This window comes from Agrobacterium sp. NPDC058088, from assembly GCF_042885035.1.
Taxonomy (GTDB): Bacteria; Pseudomonadota; Alphaproteobacteria; order Rhizobiales; family Rhizobiaceae; genus Agrobacterium.
The window spans coordinates 1,038,958-1,058,378 of the sequence record NZ_JBHVSU010000001.1 but is presented as its reverse complement, the minus strand read 5'-3'; the positions used below and the strand labels follow the sequence as shown (position 1 = coordinate 1,058,378).

The window sequence follows — 19,421 nt, the reverse complement described above, 5'->3', positions numbered from 1 at the left end:
TTGCTCCCAACGTTGACATTGACCAGCGTCGTCGTGCGAGGAGAGTGTCGCATTTCTATCCGGCCCAACTGTGGCATTACTAAATGGGCGCTACACCATTTAGATCGCATAAGATAGATTATGGAACTTATTGGCTTGTGAAACCCCGACTGCTTAGATTGATTTCATTGAAACGCGCTTTTCAATTTCAGCTGCCTGTTCCTTTCGTTCACTTCCTCAGCGTTGAAGATATATCAATAAATAGACGAGGAATCCTCATGTAGTTTAGAACTCCCCGGAAGCCTCCCGGCGTCTCTGATCAAGCTCTTCGCTATAGCGCCTCAGCGTGTGGCTTTCAGTAAGCAAGCCGACTGGTCGGTTTTCGATCTTGTCGTTGACGACGACCAACGCTTCGCTTTCCGCTGCGTCGAAAGCGGCCGCCGCCTGCCGTGCATTCATGGTCGGCAGCAATATGTCGTTCTTGTAGTGCAGATAGGTTTCAAGGCTGATCTTGCTTGGGTCGCGGTCCATCGGATCGGCATAGATTTCCGGCACAAGCACGATCCCGGCATAACGCCCATCATCATGGGTCATGATCACCCGTTGCGTCGAGCCCAGAGGAAACTTCTCCTTGAAGGCCGGAAGCCCCATGCTGACATTGGCCTTGCGGATGTCGGCGCGCATCATCTTGCCCACCGTCAGATCACGGATCCAGCCTATATCATGGGCGCTGCGAATGCTCTCACCGCGCAGGTGAAAACGCCAGGTGGCGAAGGAGTAACCGAAAGTGGTGCGCACCACCAGCGAGGTGGTGATGACGGCGGCAAGCACAAGCGCCGTGATCTGGAAGTCGCCGGTCAATTCCAACGCCAGAAACGTCATCGTCAGCGGCCCGCCGATGATGGCGGCGGCAAAGGCACTCATGCCGATCACCGCATAGACGATCGGGGCCGTCGAACCGTAACCGATATAGGGTGCGCAGAGCGCGAAAATCTTGCCGAGCAGCGAGCCCATGAACAGCGAGGCGAAAAACAGGCCGCCGCGGAAATTCGAGCCGATGGAAATGGCGCTGGCCGCGGCCTTCAGCAGAAACAGCCCGGCAAGACCGTAAATCGTCAGTTCGGCATCGATATTGAGATGCAGCGCGCCATGGCCGCTCGAGAGAACCTGCGGAGAAATCAGCGCCAGCCCACCCACCGCCACACCACCGATCGTGGGACGCAGCCAACCGGGAATGGCGCTTTTACGCGCGGTTTCCTCGATGAAGGACACCGCCTGCATCAGAACGATGCCTATGGCAGCACATACGACGCCAAGAAAGATTGCCGGCACGTAGTCGGCGGGCGTCACGCGGCTGGCATCCACAATATCGATCGACAGGCCATGGCCGCCGATCAGCCCGATGACGGTTGTGGCAACCAATGCGGAAACGATAAGCGGCGCGAGCGTCACCACGGTATAGGTGCCGATGATGAGTTCGATGGCGTAGAATGTGCCGGTGAGCGGCGCGTTGAAGGCGGCGGCAATCGCACCTGCGGCGCCGCAGCCGACGAGGATGCGCATGTCCCCTCGCCTCAGCTTCAGCTTGATGCCGATCTTGGAAGCGACGCCGCTGGCGATCTGCGTATAACCGGCCTCAAGCCCGACGGACGCGCCGAAACCGTTGGAAACGATGTTCTGCACACAGACAATGATGCTGTCCGTCAGCGACAGGCGGCCGCCATGCAGCGCATTCGCCTCGATCGGGTCGACCATGGGCTTCTTGCGGGTCTTCGACAGAATGAAGATGATAAGACCAAGCAGAATGCCGCCGATAATCGGCCCGAACAGCACGATCCGTCCGGTCAAGTCGCTGCTGCTCAGCCGCTCGACGCCGAAGACCAGTATATGCAGCGCCGTGCTCAAGGCCCCGATCAGCGCCACCAGCAGGCCCGCCGCAATGCCGATGAAGACGGCGAGCACAACCAGCCCCAGTTCGCCGCGCCGGAACATCGCCCGCAACCGGCTGGTGCGCAGATTGTCGACGAAGCTCGCCATACTGGGTGCACGGAAAGGCTTGGTCGACATGCTGTTCCTTTTCAGGCGGCGCCAAAGCGCAACACGCCTTGATTTATTGTTTCAAAACACATCCTGCCCAAAATCGGAATCCTCATTTTGGGAGGCGTGCTCAGGGCGCTTCGATCTCAACCTCGAAGCGCATCTGGTCATAGGCCGGTTCGACATGATCCGGCGTCTCACGCATCACCGTGTCATAATCGAGCGGAATATGCATGTGGGTCAAGATCGCCCGTTTGGGTGCGAATGCCTCGATCCAGCCAAGCGCCTGCTCCAGCGACAGATGGCTGGGGTGATATCGATACTGCAAGGCATCGATGATAAGAACGTCGAGGCCGGTGAGCCCGGCCAGGCTTTCCGGCGGAAAATCGCTGACATCGGTGCAATAGGCAACGTCGCCAATTCTAAAACCAAGCGAATGGACGTCGCCATGCTGTTGCATATGCGCCTTGAAGGGGATAGGCCCGCCTGCCCCGTCGATGACAACAGGCTCATTGATATCGGCGATGAGCTGCGGCCTGACGATCGGCGGATAGCTGCTGCCCGCCGGTGTCTCAAGGCAATAGGCGAAACCGTCCCGAATGCGCGCCATGGTGATGGGATCGGCATGGATCGGAATGCGGCTTTTCTGCAGAGCGAAATAGATGCGCAGATCGTCAATGCCGTGCAGATGGTCGGCATGGGCGTGGGTGTAAAGCACGGCATCGACGGCCTCCACCTTCGCGGCGATCATCTGCTCGCGGAAATCCGGGCCGGTATCGATGACGACGGTGGTCTTGCCGCCATCCGGGCCGATCTGTTCCACCATGAAAGCCGCGCGCGTGCGCCTGTTCCTGGGGTTGTCAGGGTCGCAGGCACCCCAGTCGCCGTTGATGCGCGGAACGCCGGGCGACGACGCGCATCCGAGAACCGTGAAGCGACGACGGTAGATTGCCACACCTACACCCTTGTCATCTTTGAAAAGCAGCGAAAGGCGTTTTCGGTGGTGATTTCGGCCATGCGCTCGAAGGAAATACCGTGCACCTCGGCCAGAACCTCCGCCGTGTTGACCACGTAGGACGGCTCGTTGCGTTTGCCACGCCAGCGCTTCGGCGCAAGATAAGGCGCATCCGTCTCCACCAGAAGCCGATCCAGTGGCACGGTGGCGGCGATATCGCGGATGTCCTGCGACTTCGGGAAGGTCAGGATGCCGGAGAAGGAAACATAACCACCAAGCTCGACACCGGTTTTTGCCAGTTCAGGACCAGCAGAGAAGCAGTGCAGAATAAAGGGGAAAGCCCCCTTATCGCTTTCCGCGCGCAAAATGGAGGCCATGTCGTCGTCAGCGCTGCGGCTATGAATGACGAGCGGTAGCCTGGTTCTCCGCGCTGCCTCGATATGGCGGAGAAGACCAGTTTTCTGGTCTTCCGGTTTCTGCGTGTCGTAGAAATAATCCAGACCCGCCTCGCCGATCGCCACGATCTTCTCGTGACTTTCCGCCAGCCGCACCAGATCGTCGGCGGAAATGTCGAGTTCCTCGTCGGCGTTGTTCGGATGTGTGCCGACCGAGCAAAAGACCGATGGATAGTGTTCCGCGATCTTCAACAGCTCCGGCAGGCGGCGTACCCGGGTCGAAATCGTCACCATCTGGCTCACACCCGAAGTGTGGGCGCGAGCGATGATATCGTCGCGCTCCGCCTCGAAATCCGGGAAATCCAGATGGCAATGTGTATCGATAAGCATGCTTACGCCTTCACGCTTCAGGGGCGACGTAACGCGGGAACACCGGCTTCGGCGCTTCGAGCGGTGTGCCCGGAACCAGACGGCCGGCTTCGCCAAGCGCTGCGAAATCCCGTTTGTCGGCAGGTGCGGCGACAAGATCGAGCAGCTTCTCGCAGGACTGAGGCATGAAGGGCTGCAGCAGGATGCCGATCTGACGCACCACTTCAGCCGTCACGTAAAGCACCGTGCCCATACGCTCCGGATCGGTCTTTTTAAGTGCCCACGGCTCCTGCGATGCGAAATAACGGTCGGTTTCCGAAACGACAGCGATGATGGCGGCGAGCGCGCGGTGAATGAGCTGTTTGCCCATTTCCTCACGGCAAATGGCCAGCAGCCCGTCGGCAGAAGCGAGCATCGCCTTGTCTTCATCGTTGAATGCGCCGGGCGTCGGGATCTGGCCGTCGCAATTCTTCACGATCATCGACAGCGAACGGCTGGCGAGATTGCCGATGCCGTTGGCGAGGTCGGCATTGATACGGGTGGCGATACCCTCTTCGCTATAGCTGCCATCCTGGCCGAAGGAGACTTCGCGCATAAAGAAATAACGAACCGGATCAAGGCCAAAATGGGCAACCAGATTGGCGGGATCAACGACGTTGCCGAGCGACTTCGACATCTTCTCGCCCTTGTTGAGCAGGAAGCCATGCGCATAGACACGCTTGGGCAACGGCAACTTGGCGCTCATCAGGAAGGCAGGCCAGTAGACCGCGTGGAAGCGGATGATATCCTTGCCGATGATGTGTACGTCAGCGGGCCAGTACTTGGCGCGAGGGCCATTCTTATCTTCGATATAACCCGTTGCGGTGATGTAGTTGGTCAGCGCATCGACCCAGACATACATGACATGCTTCGGATCGTTGGGAACCTTGATGCCCCAGTCGAAGGTGGTGCGGGAAATCGACAGATCCTTCAGGCCGGATTTGACGAAGGAGATGATCTCGTTGCGGCGTTCGGCCGGGCCGATGAACTCGGGGTTCTCCTCGTAGAGCTTCAGCAGCTTGTCCTGGTATTCGGAAAGCTTGAAGAAGTAGCTTTCCTCTTCCACCCATTCCACCGGCGTGCCTTGCGGCCCGTACCGGACGCCATCGGCGCGAACTTCCGTCTCGTCCTCGGCGTAATAGGCCTCGTCGCGCACGGAATACCAGCCGGCATAGCTGTCCTTGTAGATGTCGCCGCTGTCGGCCATCAGGTTCCAGATATTGCGCGACGTCTCGTGGTGACGCTCTTCCGTCGTGCGGATGAAGTCGTCATTCGAGGCATTAAGCAGCTTGCCCATCTCGCGGAACTGGTCGGAGTTGCGCTGCGCCAGCTCTTCCGGCGAAATGCCTTCCGCCCGCGCCGTCTGCTGCATTTTCTGGCCGTGTTCGTCCGTGCCCGTCAGGAAGAAAACATCCATTCCGTCCAGGCGCTGAAAGCGTGCCATGGCGTCCGTCGCAATCAACTCATAGGCGTGGCCGATATGCGGCTTGCCGTTAGGATAGGAGATTGCGGTGGTGATGTAGAATGGTGTCTTGTCTGTCATGACGGTCTATCGACTTTACAGGCTGTTTTTTGGATAGACCGCTCTTAAACCATTGTTCGCAACAGCGAAAGCAAAAGCGTACACGCTGTACGATCTACAGCACTCACACGCCGCGAATATCTTCCAGAATGGAAAGCACCATCTGTTTCTTGTCGAGATTATAGGCCTGAGCCACGGCAATGCGCTCCGAAAGCGTGGAGGACAGCCGGGCATGTTTTTCCGCCGCCGCTATATCGCCCGCCATTGCGGCCGCCCGCGCCCGGTCCATCAATTCTTCCGTCACATGCTCCATGAAGAATCCGAGAACGATGTCGCCGTCTTTCTGCGCCAGAACTTCGGCCAGCTTGTGCATCTTCTTGCGTGCGCCCGGCCCTTCCCCAGACATGACCTCGGCAAAGGCCTCGACGATGTCGGAACCGCCATAATTCATCAGTTTCAGCGCCTGCGCGACGCTGCCCTTCGAGGCGGCAAGCAGGGCGTCGCGCTTTTCGCCCTCAGGGCTGATATCGAGGTGATCGAGCGCTTGCACCATGGCCGCATCGGAAAGCGGCAGCAGCCGGAGAGGCATGCAGCGTGAACGGATCGTCGGCAGCAATTTTCCCGGCGCATGCGAAAGCACGAGGAACATCGCCCGTTTTGGCGGCTCTTCCAGAATTTTCAGGATGGCATTGGCCGCATTGCGGTTGAGATCGTCGGCCGGATCGATAATGACGATACGCCAGTTTCCGGTGCCCGAGGTTTGCGAAAAAAAGTGCCCTGCCCGCCGCACCTCATCCACCGTGATGGCGGATTTCACCCGTCCGGTCTTCTCATCCACCGGACGGGTAAGATGCAGGAGATTATGCGAGGCGCCGGCGGTAATCTGCCGGCTGACGAGAGATTGCGGATCGGGGTCGGCAAGAAAATCCGGCGCGGATGCGGGATCGGGATGGCTCAGCACATGATTGGCGAAACGGAAGGCGAGCGTCGCCTTGCCTACCCCTTCCGGCCCCTCGATCAGGATGGCATGATGACCCTTGCCGGAGCGATAGGATTGCGCGAGGAATGCCTCCGCTTCCCCGTGGCCGTAAAGCTTCGTGTTCTGCTGCGGCGCGATCGCGCCGTCGAGAACGCCCTGAACCTCACTCATGCGCCGCGTCCGCTGAGTTTCCCGTACGCTCGAGCAATGGCTCAACGAAGGACATGACGTCTTCCGTCACCTTGTCTTCCGGCTGATCGGCGTTCACGATCCGGCAGCGACGTGGTTCGGCCAGCGCAATATCCAGATAGGCCTCACGCCGCTTTTCGTGGGTCTCGATTTCCTCTTTTTCGAAACGGTCGGGGGTTGCCCCCTCATCCGCGCGTTTTCTGGCGCGGGCGAGCCCCTTTTCGGCGGCGATGTCGAAAATCAGCGTCAGTTCCGGCACGACGCCATCGATGGCGATGCGTTGCAGCGTCTCGATGAAATCAGGCTCCAGATTGCCGGTCGTGCCCTGATAGACCCGCGAGGAATCAAGGAAACGGTCGCAAAGCACGATCTCACCGCGCGCCAGCGCCGGGCGAATGACCTCCTCGACATGGTCGTTGCGCGCCGCCGCAAACAGGATCGCCTCCATGCGCACGCCGAAGGATTCCGCCGCACCTGACAGAATGACGTGTCGGACCGCTTCGGCCCCCGGCGAACCACCCGGCTCTCGCGTGACGACGACTTCGAAACCACGGCCGCGAAGCGCCTCGGCAAGCGTGCGAATCTGCGTCGACTTGCCAGCGCCTTCGCCGCCTTCGAAGCTGATGAACAATCCGGTCTTTTCGGCCAATGTCACGTCCTGCGAGGAATTCACGTAAATGTTGAAATGCCTGTTTACAGCATCGAAGCGAAATGTGTGAAGCGGTTTTCGGAAAATCCAGGGCGTGAACAAAAGCATAGGAATAAGGCCGGCGAAAACGGCTGTCACAGCCAGAAGAGCAGCAGTTCCTTCAGCGCACCCGTCGCATTCTGGGTCAGCGACCCCTTGCCAACCGCCGCCTTCGTATAAAGCGGCACTTCACGCAGCAACCTTTCGCCAGAAAATATCTTGAGCGTTCCCGCATTCGCGCCGGCATCCAGCGGCGCATTCAGAGGCCAGCGATAGACGATGCGGCCGGAAATGCGATCCGGATTGTTCACCGGCACCAGTACGCTGACATCTTCCTTCGGCGAAAGATCGATATGCGAGACATCACCGCCGTAAACGCTGACGGCGCCGACCGCTTCATCCTTGCTGAAAAGATGGCGTTTTTCGAAGGCCGTCAGGCCCCAGTCCACCACCCGGCGGGCTTCTTCCTGCCGCGTCTTGTCGTCTGCTATGCCGGCGAGTGCCAGATAAACGCGACGCCCTTCCCGCTCGGCCGAAACGACGGCGGCAAAACCGCTGCCTTCCGCAAAACCCAGCCCAAGACCATCTATGCCGCTGCCCGGCATAAACAGCGTATTCTTGTTGCGCTGAAAAATCCGGTTCCACTCGAAATCGGGCTTGGTGAAAAGCCTGTATCGATCGGGATAAGTGTCATGCAGATGCTGGGCCAGGCGCACCATGTCCTTCGCCGTCGTCCGGTTACCGGGATCAGGAAGACCCGTGGAGTTGGCGAATATGCTGCGGTTCATGCCAAGTTCGCCCGCCCGCGTCGTCATGTCCTTGGCAAAGGCGGCATCCGAACCCGCCATGCCTTCCGCCACGACGATGCAGCCGTCATTGGCATTCTGCACGATGATGCCCGTGATGAGATCGTTGATGCCGATCGAGGATTTCAGCGCCGCGAACATGGTGGAGGTGCGCGAAGGAGCGCCGCCCGTGCGCCAGGCATATTCCGAGACCGGATAGGTCGTCTCCAGCGTTACCTTCCCCTTGGAGAGTGCATTGAGCACCACTTCCACCGTCATCAGCTTGGCAAGCGACGCGGGCGGAAAGGACTGATCTTCATTTTGCGAAAGAAGCACCGTGCCGGTCTCGGCATCGATCATATAGGCCTGCTCAGCCTTGGCGATAAAAGGCCCAGTCTGAGACTGCGCCGTGCCCGCACTGAAAAATGCAAAAGCGGCCGCCACAATGACCGACCGATAGGAGCGATAAATGGCCTTGCGCATGAAACCGCCCAGTCCTGCCTGCCGCAATCGGCTGCACGCAATGAAAGCGAGAGGCAGCCTGTCCTTAATTCGTCAGCGCGAGGTCGCCTGCTGACGCTTCACATGGGCGAGTATCGATTGCTCGTTGAGCGCACCACGATCGACAAGCACGCTGTCGAAGGCGCGCGCCGTCTTGGAAACCGTAGCTGATTCTTCCGCATAGGCCGCCGAATATTTGGACGACGGCGTCGGCACGCGCAGATAATTGCCGCCGGGCGCCACCGGCTCACGCATGAAATTGCCCTCCGGCCGCTCGGCCAGGAAGGGACCGATTTCCGGCAGGACTACAAATTGCTCGAAAGCCGGCTGTACGCCGTCGACCAGCGGCATGGCCTGGAGCGCGGCATTCTTCTTGGAGCCGACCAGCGCCGTCTGCGTGGAGCCGCCATAATTCGGATTGGAGGCTGGCGCCGGCACGAAGTTCGGAGAAGCCGAGGCCACCATCACACCCGTAGCGATCTGCCCTTCCGGCGCAACACCCGGCGAGCGTGAACCCTTCGGAATATAGGAAGCCATCAGATAGGGCATGTCGTGACCGTCAAGAGGGGCACGGCCGGCATATTGCACACGCACATTCGCCGTACCCGTCCCCTTCATGTCGAGAAGATCGGCGGTCTTGCTGGAAACGTCGATCAGGCGGCCTTCATGGAAAGGCCCGCGATCGTTAACGCGCACCAGAACCGACGCGCCATTGTCCATATTGGTAATGCGCGCATAGCTCGGCAGGGGAAAAGTCGGGTGTGCGGCGGAAAGATGTTCTTTATCGTAAACTTCGCCATTCGCCGTCAGGCGGCCGTGGAAGGCTGAACCGTACCAGGAAGCAAGACCGGTCTTGTTGTAACCCGGCTCTTCTTTCGGAAAATAACGACGGCCCTTGACGGTATAGGCATTACCGAGCAACTCGCGCCCACCACCTTTGGGAATGTTCTTGCCGTCAGCAACACGCGGGCTGGCTTTGACGCCATATTCCGATTCAGAGAAATATTCCTTGCTGCGCTTGGGCTTAGGCTTGGTCTCAGAGGTTGTGGAACACGAAGCCGTCGCAGCGCAAAGCACGGAAATTGCAAGCCACTTCGCACCCGATCTGGTGCTGATGCCGAGTTTCTTGACCGTAGAATTCAAATCGTATGCCCCACGCTTATTGGCTCGGAGAACCGCACCCTCACTTGCCTCGATGATTTGCCCCTGCCATCGAAGCACCTAACAGTCGCTTAATCTTGTGCATAACGTGGCGAAAATGCGAACGACTTCTGCAAATTCGATAAAATTGTAACGAACGTGGTTAATGATTTCTATCTTTTTGACGCCCCGCTGCGACGTCATTTGCCCGCCGTTCCCGACTATCTTCGCTTTGCCCACAAGGAACAAACCGCTGACGACGGCGTTCTCTCCCCGCAAAGAAACAAGCTTTCCGCCGGTTTCGGCTGAGGGAGGAAACATGATCAAACTTATGAAAACCACAGGTCTGGCAATCGGCCTCGCCGTCGCATCCTTTGCCGCAACCGTACCCGTTAGCGCGCAGGACATGGAACTGCGAATCGGACCGGACGGCGTTCGCCCCGTCATCCGCGATCGCGACCGGGACATGGACCGCATGCGCGGCTGCAGCGAGCGTGAAGCCCGCGCCGCTGCCCGCGAATCCGGCCTGCGTGACCCCGAGGTCGTGCGCGTGACCCCTCGCCGCGTCGTGGTCGAAGGTTTCACCCGCCGCGGCCAGGATCGCATCACATTCGCAAACGAACGGGGCTGCCCGGAAATCTGATCGGATGAACACCGCATGGAACCCGCTGAAAGGCGGGTTTCTTGCCATGACGATCAGCGCCCAATCCATTTGCTTAACAAACGTGCGGAGATTGCCCGCGTGGTGGGATTGCTGTGATCGTTTTTGTTAATGGCAGATGGGGTGGGATTCGAACCCACGGTACGCTCTCACGCACGCCGGTTTTCAAGACCGGTTCCTTAAACCACTCGGACACCCATCCTTCGGTGGTGAGGCTTTATAGCGGTTTGAAAAGGGCCGTCAATCCCGCCATTTCAAGCAACGCCCGCCCCGCACTTTCCCTGTGTTGATCCGCAGACAGATCATTGTCCGGGCGTGGTTGCAGGAGGCAGCAGTGAGCCTTCTCCGGACGGAACATTCGGAACTTGCTGCGCCGAATCAAACAACGTCAGGCTGAGAACGATTGCGACAAGCACCAGTAAAAGCGCCACGAAGAGGATTCCCGATTTGTCCATGCGTCTGCTCATGTCACGTTATGTTAAAGGCGAATATGTGCAATTCGAGGCAATGCAAAGAATAAAGTGAAAGTCTGTCAAGTTGTCTTACAGATTTAAGAAACTCATCGTTCAAAAATTCGTAGATTGAGCGAAATATATGCATAAGCGTACTGTTTGGGACGGAAGTGGCCTATCGCGTCAACATTATTGTCACTTATATCGAGCCATCGCTCCCGGGCATTGCCCAACTTTCCCCGAGCGATCAACCTGCCCCGCTGTTTGCGGGGCTTTTTTCTTTCTGGCAGCCGAAAAATATGTCCGCTTTTAGACGCGCATGAGAACACGACTCACCGCTACGCGCGCTTCAGACGCCGATGCCTGGTCCGCCATTGCTGTGCCGGCCGTCGCCCCGAAGGATGTCCTCGAACAGATTGAGCAGCGCCGGCGGCAAGTTGTCGGAGAATTCCGCAATGATTTCGCTAGCGCGATTATAGGAATAGATGGCCGAAAGCGTCAGCACCAGAAGCACGATCCAGGGCCAGATCGGCTTGCGCCTCTGCGGGGGGCCGTTCTGCTGTTGCGGTAAAGTCATGCCGGTCCCTCCCGTTCAGGCCTTCACGCGCGGTTCGCCTCCGGGCGCATAGGCGGTTTTCTGCTGGAAGCGGAATATATTGCCACATTGGGCGCAGCGGATCATGAAATCCGTGGGGTCGCCAGAAGCGCGTTCCGTACGAAAGCCCCTCGGCATCTCATCGACGCGAAAATCGACATCGCGGCGGCTCTTGTCATCCGATTCAGACGCTTCGGCAAAACCCTGATGACCACATTTCGAACATTCGAGTTTTCGGGAATATCTGTCGCGCGCTGCCATCTGCCGTCCTTTGCTTGCTTGGTATCAGGTAGCAGCGGCAAAACGTCATTTCAATGCCGTGTACCTCAGGTTAAAGCTTGGTATCGCTGTTTTCCGCCAGGAAATTCATCCGGCGGCCGGAACGAATATCGAAGCCCATGCACGACCAAAGCCGCCTGCTTTCATCGTCTCTCCTGCGCCGCGCAGCCATCATTGCCGGAATTCTCCTTATCCTTCTTGCCGGCCTTAATGTCGGCATCAAATGGTATGGCGAGCGGATCCTAGCGGCGGGACATACGACCGACACCAGCGAGGTGGAGATCACCATCGGCAACGATCGGCTGAAACTCGCCAGAAACACGCTAAGAACGCCTTCCGAGCGGCAGGGCGGCGAAAGCGAACGGATTGATCTCTATCTGACCTGGCCTGACCTTAAAGGATACGAGGATGCTAATCGCGCAATCTTCGATGATCCTGCTCAGTCAGCGGGGTTGATTTTCGTCCAGCTCTCACAAAGCACCATGTCCGAGGATATGTCGGGACGATTCGGGCCGATCTATTCACGGCTGACCGAAGGGGAGCCGGTACCGCTGAAACACGGCCTGCTGCTGCATCGCCTGCGCGCTGATTCCGGCTATGGCAGGGAGGTCATCGTGACCGGCGAACGTGAAAACAGCGACACCTTTGTGGCGCGCTGCCTCCTGCCGCAGACGCCGCAGGAAGCAACGGGCAGCGACTGCCAGAGGGATATCCATATCGGTCAGGACCTCAGCCTGTTCTACCGTTTTTCCGCCAATCTGCTGCCTCAATGGCAAAAGCTTGATGCGGATGTGAAAAACTATGTCGCGCAACGCCTCGGAAAAGACGGAAATCCGTGACACGGCACGGGACAGATCAGGTGCGAAAAGTCGCATTTTATGGAAGGCGGATACCTTTCATAAACCACTTGGTAACGCCATCCCGATAAAGTTTCGTCTCGGAGCATCGGGCGGGGCGTGTCCGAGCGGAACATAAATATGCGATTGAAGAGTTCAGCAGTGTTGAAAAGTCTATCTGGAGCACATTCGCGCAAAGCGGGTGCAACGTCTTTCGTGAGGTTTATTGCGTTGACCCTTGCTGCGGCGTTCATAACCGCAACATCCGTTCAGACCGCAAAGGCCGACCCGAAATATGCGGGTATCGTCATCGACGCAAAGACCGGCAAGGTCCTTTATGGTGAGGATCCCGACGGTCTGCGTTATCCGGCATCGCTGACGAAAATGATGACGCTTTATCTGACATTCGAAGCGCTCAGTGCCGGACGTATCTCGCTTGATTCCAAAGTAATGGTGTCAGCAAATGCAGCCAAGGAGCCGCCATCCAAGCTTGGCGTGCGCGCCGGCGGCAGCGTCACGGTTGAGCAGGCCATTCTCGCACTGGTTACCCGCTCCGCAAACGATATGGCGACCGCACTTGGCGAAAATCTCGGCGGTTCGGAAGATCGTTTCGCCAGAATGATGACGGCGAAAGCCCGCGCACTCGGCATGACCCGCACGACCTATCGCAACGCGAACGGCCTGCCCAATACGGCGCAGATGACGACGGCACGCGACCAGGCCCGCCTTGGCATCGCCCTTCGCCAGCATTTCCCGCAATATTACGGTTATTTCTCCACCCGCACCTTCAATTTCGGCAAGCAGGTTATCGGCAACCACAATCGCCTCGTCGGAACCGTGAAGGGCGTGGATGGTATCAAGACCGGTTATACCCGCGCGGCCGGCAGCAACCTCGCGACATCGGCGCAGCTCGATGGTCGTTCCATCGTCGCCGTCGTTCTCGGCGGCCGTTCCAGTGCTGCCCGTGACGCCACCATGCGCAAGCTTGTCGCTACTTATCTTCCGCAGGCATCGCGCGGCGGCAACAGCAACCTGATCGCACAGACGCGCTCTGCCCCGGTCGAGGAACCCGTTACCGTTGCGGAAGCCGTTCCTTCCGTGGCCGTCGCGGCCACCGATGCCGGTCTTCCGCATGCAGGTCCCGTTCCGCAGACGCGTTACGAAGAAGCGCCGGTCACCGCTTTTGCGGGTTCATCTTCCAATGCCGCCGTCAAGGCCATGGAAGCTGCCACCTGGCAGAAGGGCAAGGATCCGGTGGTTCGCGCGCCGGTCGCTCCAGATCGCAGCATGATCACCAACTCGACCAAGGTGGACAATATCGTCACGGCATCCACCGCACCTTCCGCTTCCGCCAAGGCGGACGCACCGCAGGGTGGCTGGGTCATTCAGATCGGCGCATCGCCGGATGAAAACTCCGCCCGTGGCCTGCTGCAGAACGCACAGGAAAAAGGCGGCGCGGCACTGCGCTCCGCAAAGCCCTTCACGGTCGCCTTCAGCAAGGACGGCTCCCAGATCTACCGCGCCCGTTTTGGCGGCTTTGACGGCCAGAATGCTGCGGTAAATGCATGCAACACTTTGAAAAAGAAAGGCGTCAGCTGCTGGGCGTCACTCCAGTAACCGATGTTTCCGCAGGCGGTGCTTCATTGTCGAAACATCGCCTGTCTCCTCGAATTGTGTAATGAGTAGCGAGGCTTTCCAAGATGGCAGTCAACGAGAATTATTCGGACATTGCGTCTGGCAACGGGCATGGCAGTCTGTCGGTTCTGCATCCCATTCACGAGGCGGCAATGCGTATCGCCGATCTCGGTCTCAACCGTTCCAAGGCAAAGACGCGTGATCTCGTCAGCCTGCTTCTGTCGCACGGCGCCCGCGCGTGGCGCTCCAATCAGCCGGAAGCAAACATCCATCTTCATGTCGCGAGCCGTTCGGGTCGCGCCCCGGTCCATATCCGGATTCGCTGAGCATCCAACCTAGTCGATACAACACAAAGAAAAACCCCGCGGAGCCTGAGCGCCGCGGGGTTTTTCTTGATTGGTAACCGAAGATAACGAGGCGGCTTACGCCTCGCTCTCCGGTGCTTCCGGTGTCTCCGGCAGATCATCGGCGGCATCTTCGCCATGACCGTTCTCTGCGTCGTCGTCGCCTTCCGGCTCGTTAATGCGCTCCACGGAAACCACCTTCTCATCCTTGGCGGTAGAGAAGATCGTGACGCCCTTGGTGGCACGGCTGGCGATGCGGATGCCGTTGACCGGCACACGGATGAGCTGACCGCCATCGGAAACCAGCATGATCTGGTCGCCCTCTTCCACCGGGAAGGCCGCGACGAGTTCGCCGATTTCGTTGGTCTTCGACGTATCGGTGGCGCGGATGCCCTTGCCGCCGCGACCCGAGGTACGGAAATCGTAAGAAGACGAACGCTTGCCGTAGCCCTTCACGGAAACCGTCAGCACGAACTCTTCGCGTGCCTTCAGTTCCTGATAACGCTCTTCACCGAGTTCGCCCTCTTCCGTCACTTCCTCGCCGACGAGTGCAATGTCTTCCTCGTCAACGCCTGCTGCACGGCGCTCGGCTGCCGAGCGCTTGAGATAGGCCGCCCGCTCCCACGGTTCGGCATCCACATGACCCACAATCGTCATGGAGATGATGCGGTCGCCTTCAGCCATATTGATGCCACGCACGCCGACGGAGTTGCGGCCGGCAAAAACGCGCACATCGTCCACGGGGAAGCGGATGCACTGGCCAAGCGCCGTTGTCAGCAACACGTCGTCACGATCGGTACAGGTTTCGACGGAGAGGATTTCATCGCCCTCCTCGTCAAGCTTCATGGCGATCTTGCCGTTGCGGTTGACCTGAACGAAATCGCCGAGCTTGTTGCGCCGAACAGTACCGCGCGTGGTCGAGAACATCACATCGAGCGTTTCCCAGGCGGTCTCATCCTCGGGCAACGGCATGATGGTGGTGATACGCTCGCCAGGCTCCAGCGGCAGCATGTTGATGAGGGCCTTGCCCTTGGACTGCGGCGTGCCGATCGGCAGACGCCAGACCTTTTCCTTGTAGACGATGCCACGCGAGGAGAAGAACAGTACCGGCGTATGGGTATTCGCCACGAAGAGACGGTTGACGAAATCCTCGTCGCGCGTTGCCATGCCGGACCGGCCCTTGCCGCCGCGACGCTGCGCCCGATAGGTCGTCAGCGGTACGCGCTTGATGTAGCCGAGATGCGAGACGGTGACGACCATGTCTTCGCGGGCGATGAGGTCTTCATCGTCCATGTCAGGACCACCCTCGACGATCTGGGACCGGCGCGGAGTGCCGAACTCGTCGCGGATCGACACAAGCTCGTCCTTGACGATCTGCTGGATGCGCAGGCGCGACGACAGGATTTCGAGGTACTCGGAAATTTCCGCGCCGATCTTGTTCAGCTCGTCGCCGATTTCATCGCGGCCAAGCGCGGTGAGACGGGCAAGACGCAATTCCAGAATGGCGCGCGCCTGCTCTTCGGAAAGATTGTAGGTGCCGTCTTCGTTGATGCGATGGCGCGGATCGTCGATCAGACGGATCAGGCTTTCCACATCCTGCGCCGGCCAGCGCCGTGTCATCAGCTCCTCGCGGGCCGAAGCCGGGTCGGGAGCATGACGGATGACGCGGATGACCTCGTCGATATTCGCGACCGAAATCGCCAGACCGACCAACACATGCGCGCGGTCGCGCGCCTTACGCAGCAGATACTTGGTGCGGCGGCTGACGACATCCTCACGGAACGAAACAAAGGCGCGCAGCATGTCCAGCAGCGTCATCTGTTCCGGCTTGCCACCGTTCAGCGCCACCATATTGCAGCCAAACGAGGTCTGCAGCGGCGTGTAGCGATAAAGCTGGTTCAGAATGACTTCGGCATTGGCATCGCGCTTCAGTTCGATGACGACGCGATAACCCTGGCGGTCGGACTCGTCGCGCAGGTCGGAAATGCCCTCGATGCGCTTTTCCTTGACCAGCTCGGCCATCTTTTCGATCATCGAAGCCTTGTTCACCTGGTAGGGAACTTCGGTGATGATGATCTGCTCGCGGTCGCCGCGCATCGGCTCGATGTTCGCAACGCCGCGCATGATGACCGATCCACGGCCGGTCTCATAAGCCGAGCGGATGCCCGAACGGCCCATGATCAATGCGCCGGTCGGGAAATCCGGTCCTGGAATGATCTGCATCATCTCAGGCAGCTCGATCGCCGGATTTTCAATCAGTGCGATACAGCCGTCGATGACTTCGGAGAGATTGTGCGGCGGAATATTGGTGGCCATGCCCACCGCGATGCCGCCTGCCCCGTTGACCAGAAGGTTCGGGAACTTCGCCGGAACGACGACCGGCTCCTGCAACGTGCCATCGTAGTTGTCGCGGAAATCGACCGTTTCCTTGTCGAGATCATCAAGCAGAGAATGCGCGGCCTTTTCAAGACGGCATTCGGTGTAACGCTCGGCCGCCGGCGGATCGCCGTCGATGGAGCCGAAATTGCCCTGACCGTCGATGAGCGGCAGACGCAGCGACCAATCCTGCGCCATACGCGCCAGCGCGTCATAGATCGCCGAATTGCCGTGCGGATGGAATTTACCCATCACGTCACCGGTGACGCGGGCGCATTTGACGTATTTCTTGTTCCAGTCGATGCCGAGTTCGGACATGCCGTACAGAATACGGCGATGAACCGGCTTCAGGCCGTCTCGCACATCGGGAAGCGCGCGGGACACGATAACGCTCATGGCGTAATCGAGATACGACCGCTGCATTTCCTCCATGATGGAAATCGGTTCAATGCCTGGCGGAAGTTTTCCGCCGCCGGGGGGGCTCTGGTCAGTCAAAACGGATCACATTCTCTGTTAAGAATCGGATGGATTTTTATAGCGGAAACAGCAACGTTAAGCCAATTTCCCGGCGAGTTTTGAACAGGCTTTTGCGTCATTTGCAAGACGAACGCCGCTTTTCACGATTTAGCCCGGCAAAAGCGCCGCCGCTCCCTTTCAATGTTCCGGCGAGTTGCGTAGGCTTTGCCATAAAAACAGATAAGACGGGGAAAGAATGGCCAGCAGCGAAACGCTCATCAACGCGCTCACCACCCTTCTGGTCACGCTCGATCCGCCGGGCCTCGCCCCCGTTTTCCTGGCGCTCACCGTCGGCATGACGCGTGACCAGCGCAGCCAGGTGGCATTGCGCGGTTCCATCATCGCCTTCGGCATTCTCGCCGTCTTCGCGCTTTTCGGCCTTGCCATTCTCAACCTGCTCGGCATTTCGCTCGGTGCCTTCCGTATCGCCGGTGGCCTTCTGCTGTTCTGGATTTCCTTCGAAATGATTTTCGAGAAACGCCAGGAGCGCAAGGAAAAGACCTCGGAAATCGCCATTACCAAGGACCACCTGCACAATCTGGCGGTCTTTCCGCTGGCCCTGCCGCTTATCGCCGGACCGGGCGCCATTTCCGCCACGGTGCTGCTTGCCGGCTCGATGAAGACCACCGTCGAGATGGTGGTGCTCATCCTGATCCTCGCTTTCGCCATGGCCCTCGTTTATGCCGCGCTGATCGTCTCAGAGCGGATGGACCGTTTTCTCGGCAATACCGGCCGCGCCATCCTTACCCGGCTGCTCGGTGTGCTGCTGGCAGCACTCTCGGTGCAATTCGTGGTCGATGGCATTAAATCGGCGTTCAATTTCTGAAGCTCCGGCCTGATCGCTCGTCTACGCAACAAAATCCCCCATCCGGCGACAGGGCAGAAAAATCCAACCTTTAAATCCGGTTGCCATTTCGGCTAAAAGACGCGCATCTTTTCAGGACTCGAAAGTTCTCCCCATGCGTTCCACGCTGCGCCGCCTCATCCCGGATGCCGCACCACTCAGCAACAGGGAAAGGTTGCGCTCCGCAACCGGCGCCTTTGTCGGCATTCTGCTGACCGGCCTTCTGGGCAATCTGGCTCTGCGCTTCGATCCCACCCTGCCCGCCATGATCGCACCGATGGGCGCTTCGGCCGTACTGCTGTTCGCCGTACCCTCCAGTCCTCTGGCACAACCCTGGTCGATCCTGTGCGGCAATCTGATCTCGGCTTTCGTCGGCGTAACGGTGGCGCTGCTGGTGCCTGATCCATTCTTCGCCAGCGCGCTCGCCATCAGCCTTGCCATTGCCGCGATGATGGCGCTGCGCTGCCTGCATCCGCCTAGCGGTGCTGTCGCGTTGACTGCGGTTCTCGGCGGCCCCGCCGTCCACAGCCTCGGTTACGGTTTCCTGCTGTGGCCGGTCGCCGGAAACTCGCTGATCCTCCTCGCCATGGCACTCGTCTACAACAATGCCACCGGCCGTGCTTATCCCCACGGCCTGAAGCTTGCAAAGGCCGCCCACGGCACCACGGACCCCACTCCCGTCCAGAAGATCGGCTTTTCCTCGACCGATCTCGATGAAGTCCTGAAGGAATATGACGAGTTCATCGATATCGACCGCGATGCGCTGGAAACCATCCTGCGCAAAACCGAGCTGCGTTCCTACCGCCGCCGCGCGCTGCATCTCGATTGCGCCAGCGTGATGTCCCGGGATGTGGTCGCCGTTGCCCCCGATGACAGTCTGCGCCACGCCCATGCGCTGATGCACGGCCATCATTTCAAGGCGTTGCCCGTCACCAACGACAAGGCGCAAATCGTCGGCATCGTCACCCAGACGGATTTTTTGAAAAAGGCAAGCTGGCGAAACGGCCGCCCCTCCATCGGTTTCCTGCAGCGGCTCCGCCTCATTTTTTCAGGCGCGAGCGCGCCCAACGATACCGTCAAGGACATCATGACCTCGCCGGTGAAAACCCTAATGCCGGAGACTTCCATCGAGGAAGCCATTATCCGTTTTGCTGAGGAAGGGCTGCATTATCTGCCTGTCATCGACGCCAGGGGCAAGATGGTCGGCATCGTGTCGCAATCCGATGTCATGGTGGCGATGCTGGCCGACAAGGTCGCGACATAGATTGCCCGGGCGTCGAAGCGTTCTTCTCTTAAAAAAAATGG

The 19,421-nt window shown here is 58.9% G+C and carries 18 protein-coding genes and 1 tRNA gene; 6 read left to right on the top strand and 13 right to left on the bottom strand.

Going from position 1 to position 19,421, the window contains the following annotated elements; translation table 11 throughout:
- Positions 1 to 264: 264 nt before the first annotated feature.
- The 8 genes from ACFVTJ_RS05275 to ACFVTJ_RS05240 form a co-directional block, all read right to left on the bottom strand.
- A complete protein-coding gene (locus ACFVTJ_RS05275) occupies positions 265 to 2,016 on the bottom strand; it encodes a chloride channel protein (RefSeq protein ID WP_386905292.1) in 1,752 nt (583 codons plus the stop codon).
- Between the two features lie 130 nt (positions 2,017 to 2,146).
- A complete protein-coding gene (locus ACFVTJ_RS05270) occupies positions 2,147 to 2,971 on the bottom strand; it encodes an MBL fold metallo-hydrolase (protein ID WP_386905206.1) in 825 nt (274 codons plus the stop codon).
- A 2-nt stretch (positions 2,972 to 2,973) separates the two neighbouring features.
- Positions 2,974 to 3,756 (bottom strand): TatD family hydrolase, encoded by a 783-nt coding sequence (locus ACFVTJ_RS05265; protein WP_386905204.1) that lies wholly within the window; start codon positions 3,754 to 3,756, stop codon positions 2,974 to 2,976.
- A gap of 10 nt (positions 3,757 to 3,766) precedes the next feature.
- Positions 3,767 to 5,317: a methionine--tRNA ligase gene (gene metG, locus ACFVTJ_RS05260; protein WP_386905203.1), complete on the bottom strand. Its 1,551-nt coding sequence runs from the start codon at positions 5,315 to 5,317 to the stop codon at positions 3,767 to 3,769.
- Positions 5,318 to 5,420: 103 nt separating this feature from the next.
- Positions 5,421 to 6,446: a DNA polymerase III subunit delta' gene (locus tag ACFVTJ_RS05255; protein WP_386905201.1), complete on the bottom strand. Its 1,026-nt coding sequence runs from the start codon at positions 6,444 to 6,446 to the stop codon at positions 5,421 to 5,423.
- Positions 6,439 to 7,113: a dTMP kinase gene (gene tmk, locus ACFVTJ_RS05250; protein WP_386905199.1), complete on the bottom strand. Its 675-nt coding sequence runs from the start codon at positions 7,111 to 7,113 to the stop codon at positions 6,439 to 6,441. The genes ACFVTJ_RS05255 and tmk overlap by 8 nt, the downstream gene beginning before the upstream one ends.
- Positions 7,114 to 7,247: 134 nt before the next feature.
- Positions 7,248 to 8,420, bottom strand: coding sequence for a D-alanyl-D-alanine carboxypeptidase family protein (locus ACFVTJ_RS05245; protein ID WP_386905197.1), 1,173 nt, complete (start codon positions 8,418 to 8,420; stop codon positions 7,248 to 7,250).
- Between the two features lie 72 nt (positions 8,421 to 8,492).
- Positions 8,493 to 9,581: a septal ring lytic transglycosylase RlpA family protein gene (locus tag ACFVTJ_RS05240; protein WP_386905195.1), complete on the bottom strand. Its 1,089-nt coding sequence runs from the start codon at positions 9,579 to 9,581 to the stop codon at positions 8,493 to 8,495.
- A 316-nt stretch (positions 9,582 to 9,897) separates the two neighbouring features.
- On the opposite strand from ACFVTJ_RS05240, the gene ACFVTJ_RS05235 reads away from it, so the two are divergent.
- Positions 9,898 to 10,221 (top strand): hypothetical protein, encoded by a 324-nt coding sequence (locus ACFVTJ_RS05235; protein ID WP_386905193.1) that lies wholly within the window; start codon positions 9,898 to 9,900, stop codon positions 10,219 to 10,221.
- Positions 10,222 to 10,351: 130 nt separating this feature from the next.
- On the opposite strand, the gene ACFVTJ_RS05230 is transcribed toward ACFVTJ_RS05235, so the two are convergent.
- From ACFVTJ_RS05230 to ACFVTJ_RS05215, 4 genes are all read right to left on the bottom strand, one after another.
- A tRNA-Ser gene (locus ACFVTJ_RS05230) sits at positions 10,352 to 10,441 on the bottom strand.
- A gap of 100 nt (positions 10,442 to 10,541) precedes the next feature.
- Complete coding sequence (locus ACFVTJ_RS05225; protein WP_386905192.1) at positions 10,542 to 10,694, bottom strand: hypothetical protein; 153 nt, start codon at positions 10,692 to 10,694, stop codon at positions 10,542 to 10,544.
- 346 nt (positions 10,695 to 11,040) lie between these two features.
- The gene (locus tag ACFVTJ_RS05220; protein WP_386905191.1) at positions 11,041 to 11,268 is read right to left on the bottom strand and encodes a hypothetical protein; all 228 of its coding nucleotides are present in this window, start codon (positions 11,266 to 11,268) and stop codon (positions 11,041 to 11,043) included.
- Between the two features lie 15 nt (positions 11,269 to 11,283).
- Positions 11,284 to 11,547, bottom strand: a complete 264-nt coding sequence (locus ACFVTJ_RS05215; RefSeq protein ID WP_386905189.1) for a hypothetical protein — start codon at positions 11,545 to 11,547, stop codon at positions 11,284 to 11,286.
- Between the two features lie 137 nt (positions 11,548 to 11,684).
- On the opposite strand from ACFVTJ_RS05215, the gene ACFVTJ_RS05210 reads away from it, so the two are divergent.
- The 3 genes from ACFVTJ_RS05210 to ACFVTJ_RS05200 all read left to right on the top strand — a co-directional run bounded on the left by ACFVTJ_RS05210 (position 11,685) and on the right by ACFVTJ_RS05200 (position 14,362).
- A complete protein-coding gene (locus tag ACFVTJ_RS05210) occupies positions 11,685 to 12,404 on the top strand; it encodes a hypothetical protein (protein WP_386905187.1) in 720 nt (239 codons plus the stop codon).
- Positions 12,405 to 12,542: 138 nt separating this feature from the next.
- Positions 12,543 to 14,018, top strand: a complete 1,476-nt coding sequence (locus ACFVTJ_RS05205; RefSeq protein WP_386905185.1) for a D-alanyl-D-alanine carboxypeptidase — start codon at positions 12,543 to 12,545, stop codon at positions 14,016 to 14,018.
- An 83-nt stretch (positions 14,019 to 14,101) separates the two neighbouring features.
- Positions 14,102 to 14,362, top strand: coding sequence for a hypothetical protein (locus tag ACFVTJ_RS05200; RefSeq protein ID WP_386905183.1), 261 nt, complete (start codon positions 14,102 to 14,104; stop codon positions 14,360 to 14,362).
- A 96-nt stretch (positions 14,363 to 14,458) separates the two neighbouring features.
- Here the strand turns inward: ACFVTJ_RS05200 and gyrA are convergent, their stop codons facing one another.
- The gene (gene gyrA, locus ACFVTJ_RS05195) at positions 14,459 to 17,251 is read right to left on the bottom strand and encodes a DNA gyrase subunit A (RefSeq protein ID WP_386905181.1); all 2,793 of its coding nucleotides are present in this window, start codon (positions 17,249 to 17,251) and stop codon (positions 14,459 to 14,461) included.
- 217 nt (positions 17,252 to 17,468) lie between these two features.
- Between gyrA and ACFVTJ_RS05190 the strand changes: the two genes are divergently transcribed.
- On the top strand, positions 17,469 to 18,098 hold the full coding sequence (locus ACFVTJ_RS05190; RefSeq protein WP_386905179.1) for a MarC family protein: 630 nt from the start codon (positions 17,469 to 17,471) through the stop codon (positions 18,096 to 18,098).
- Positions 18,099 to 18,231: 133 nt separating this feature from the next.
- Positions 18,232 to 19,380, top strand: coding sequence for an HPP family protein (locus ACFVTJ_RS05185; RefSeq protein ID WP_386905177.1), 1,149 nt, complete (start codon positions 18,232 to 18,234; stop codon positions 19,378 to 19,380).
- Positions 19,381 to 19,421: the final 41 nt, after the last annotated feature.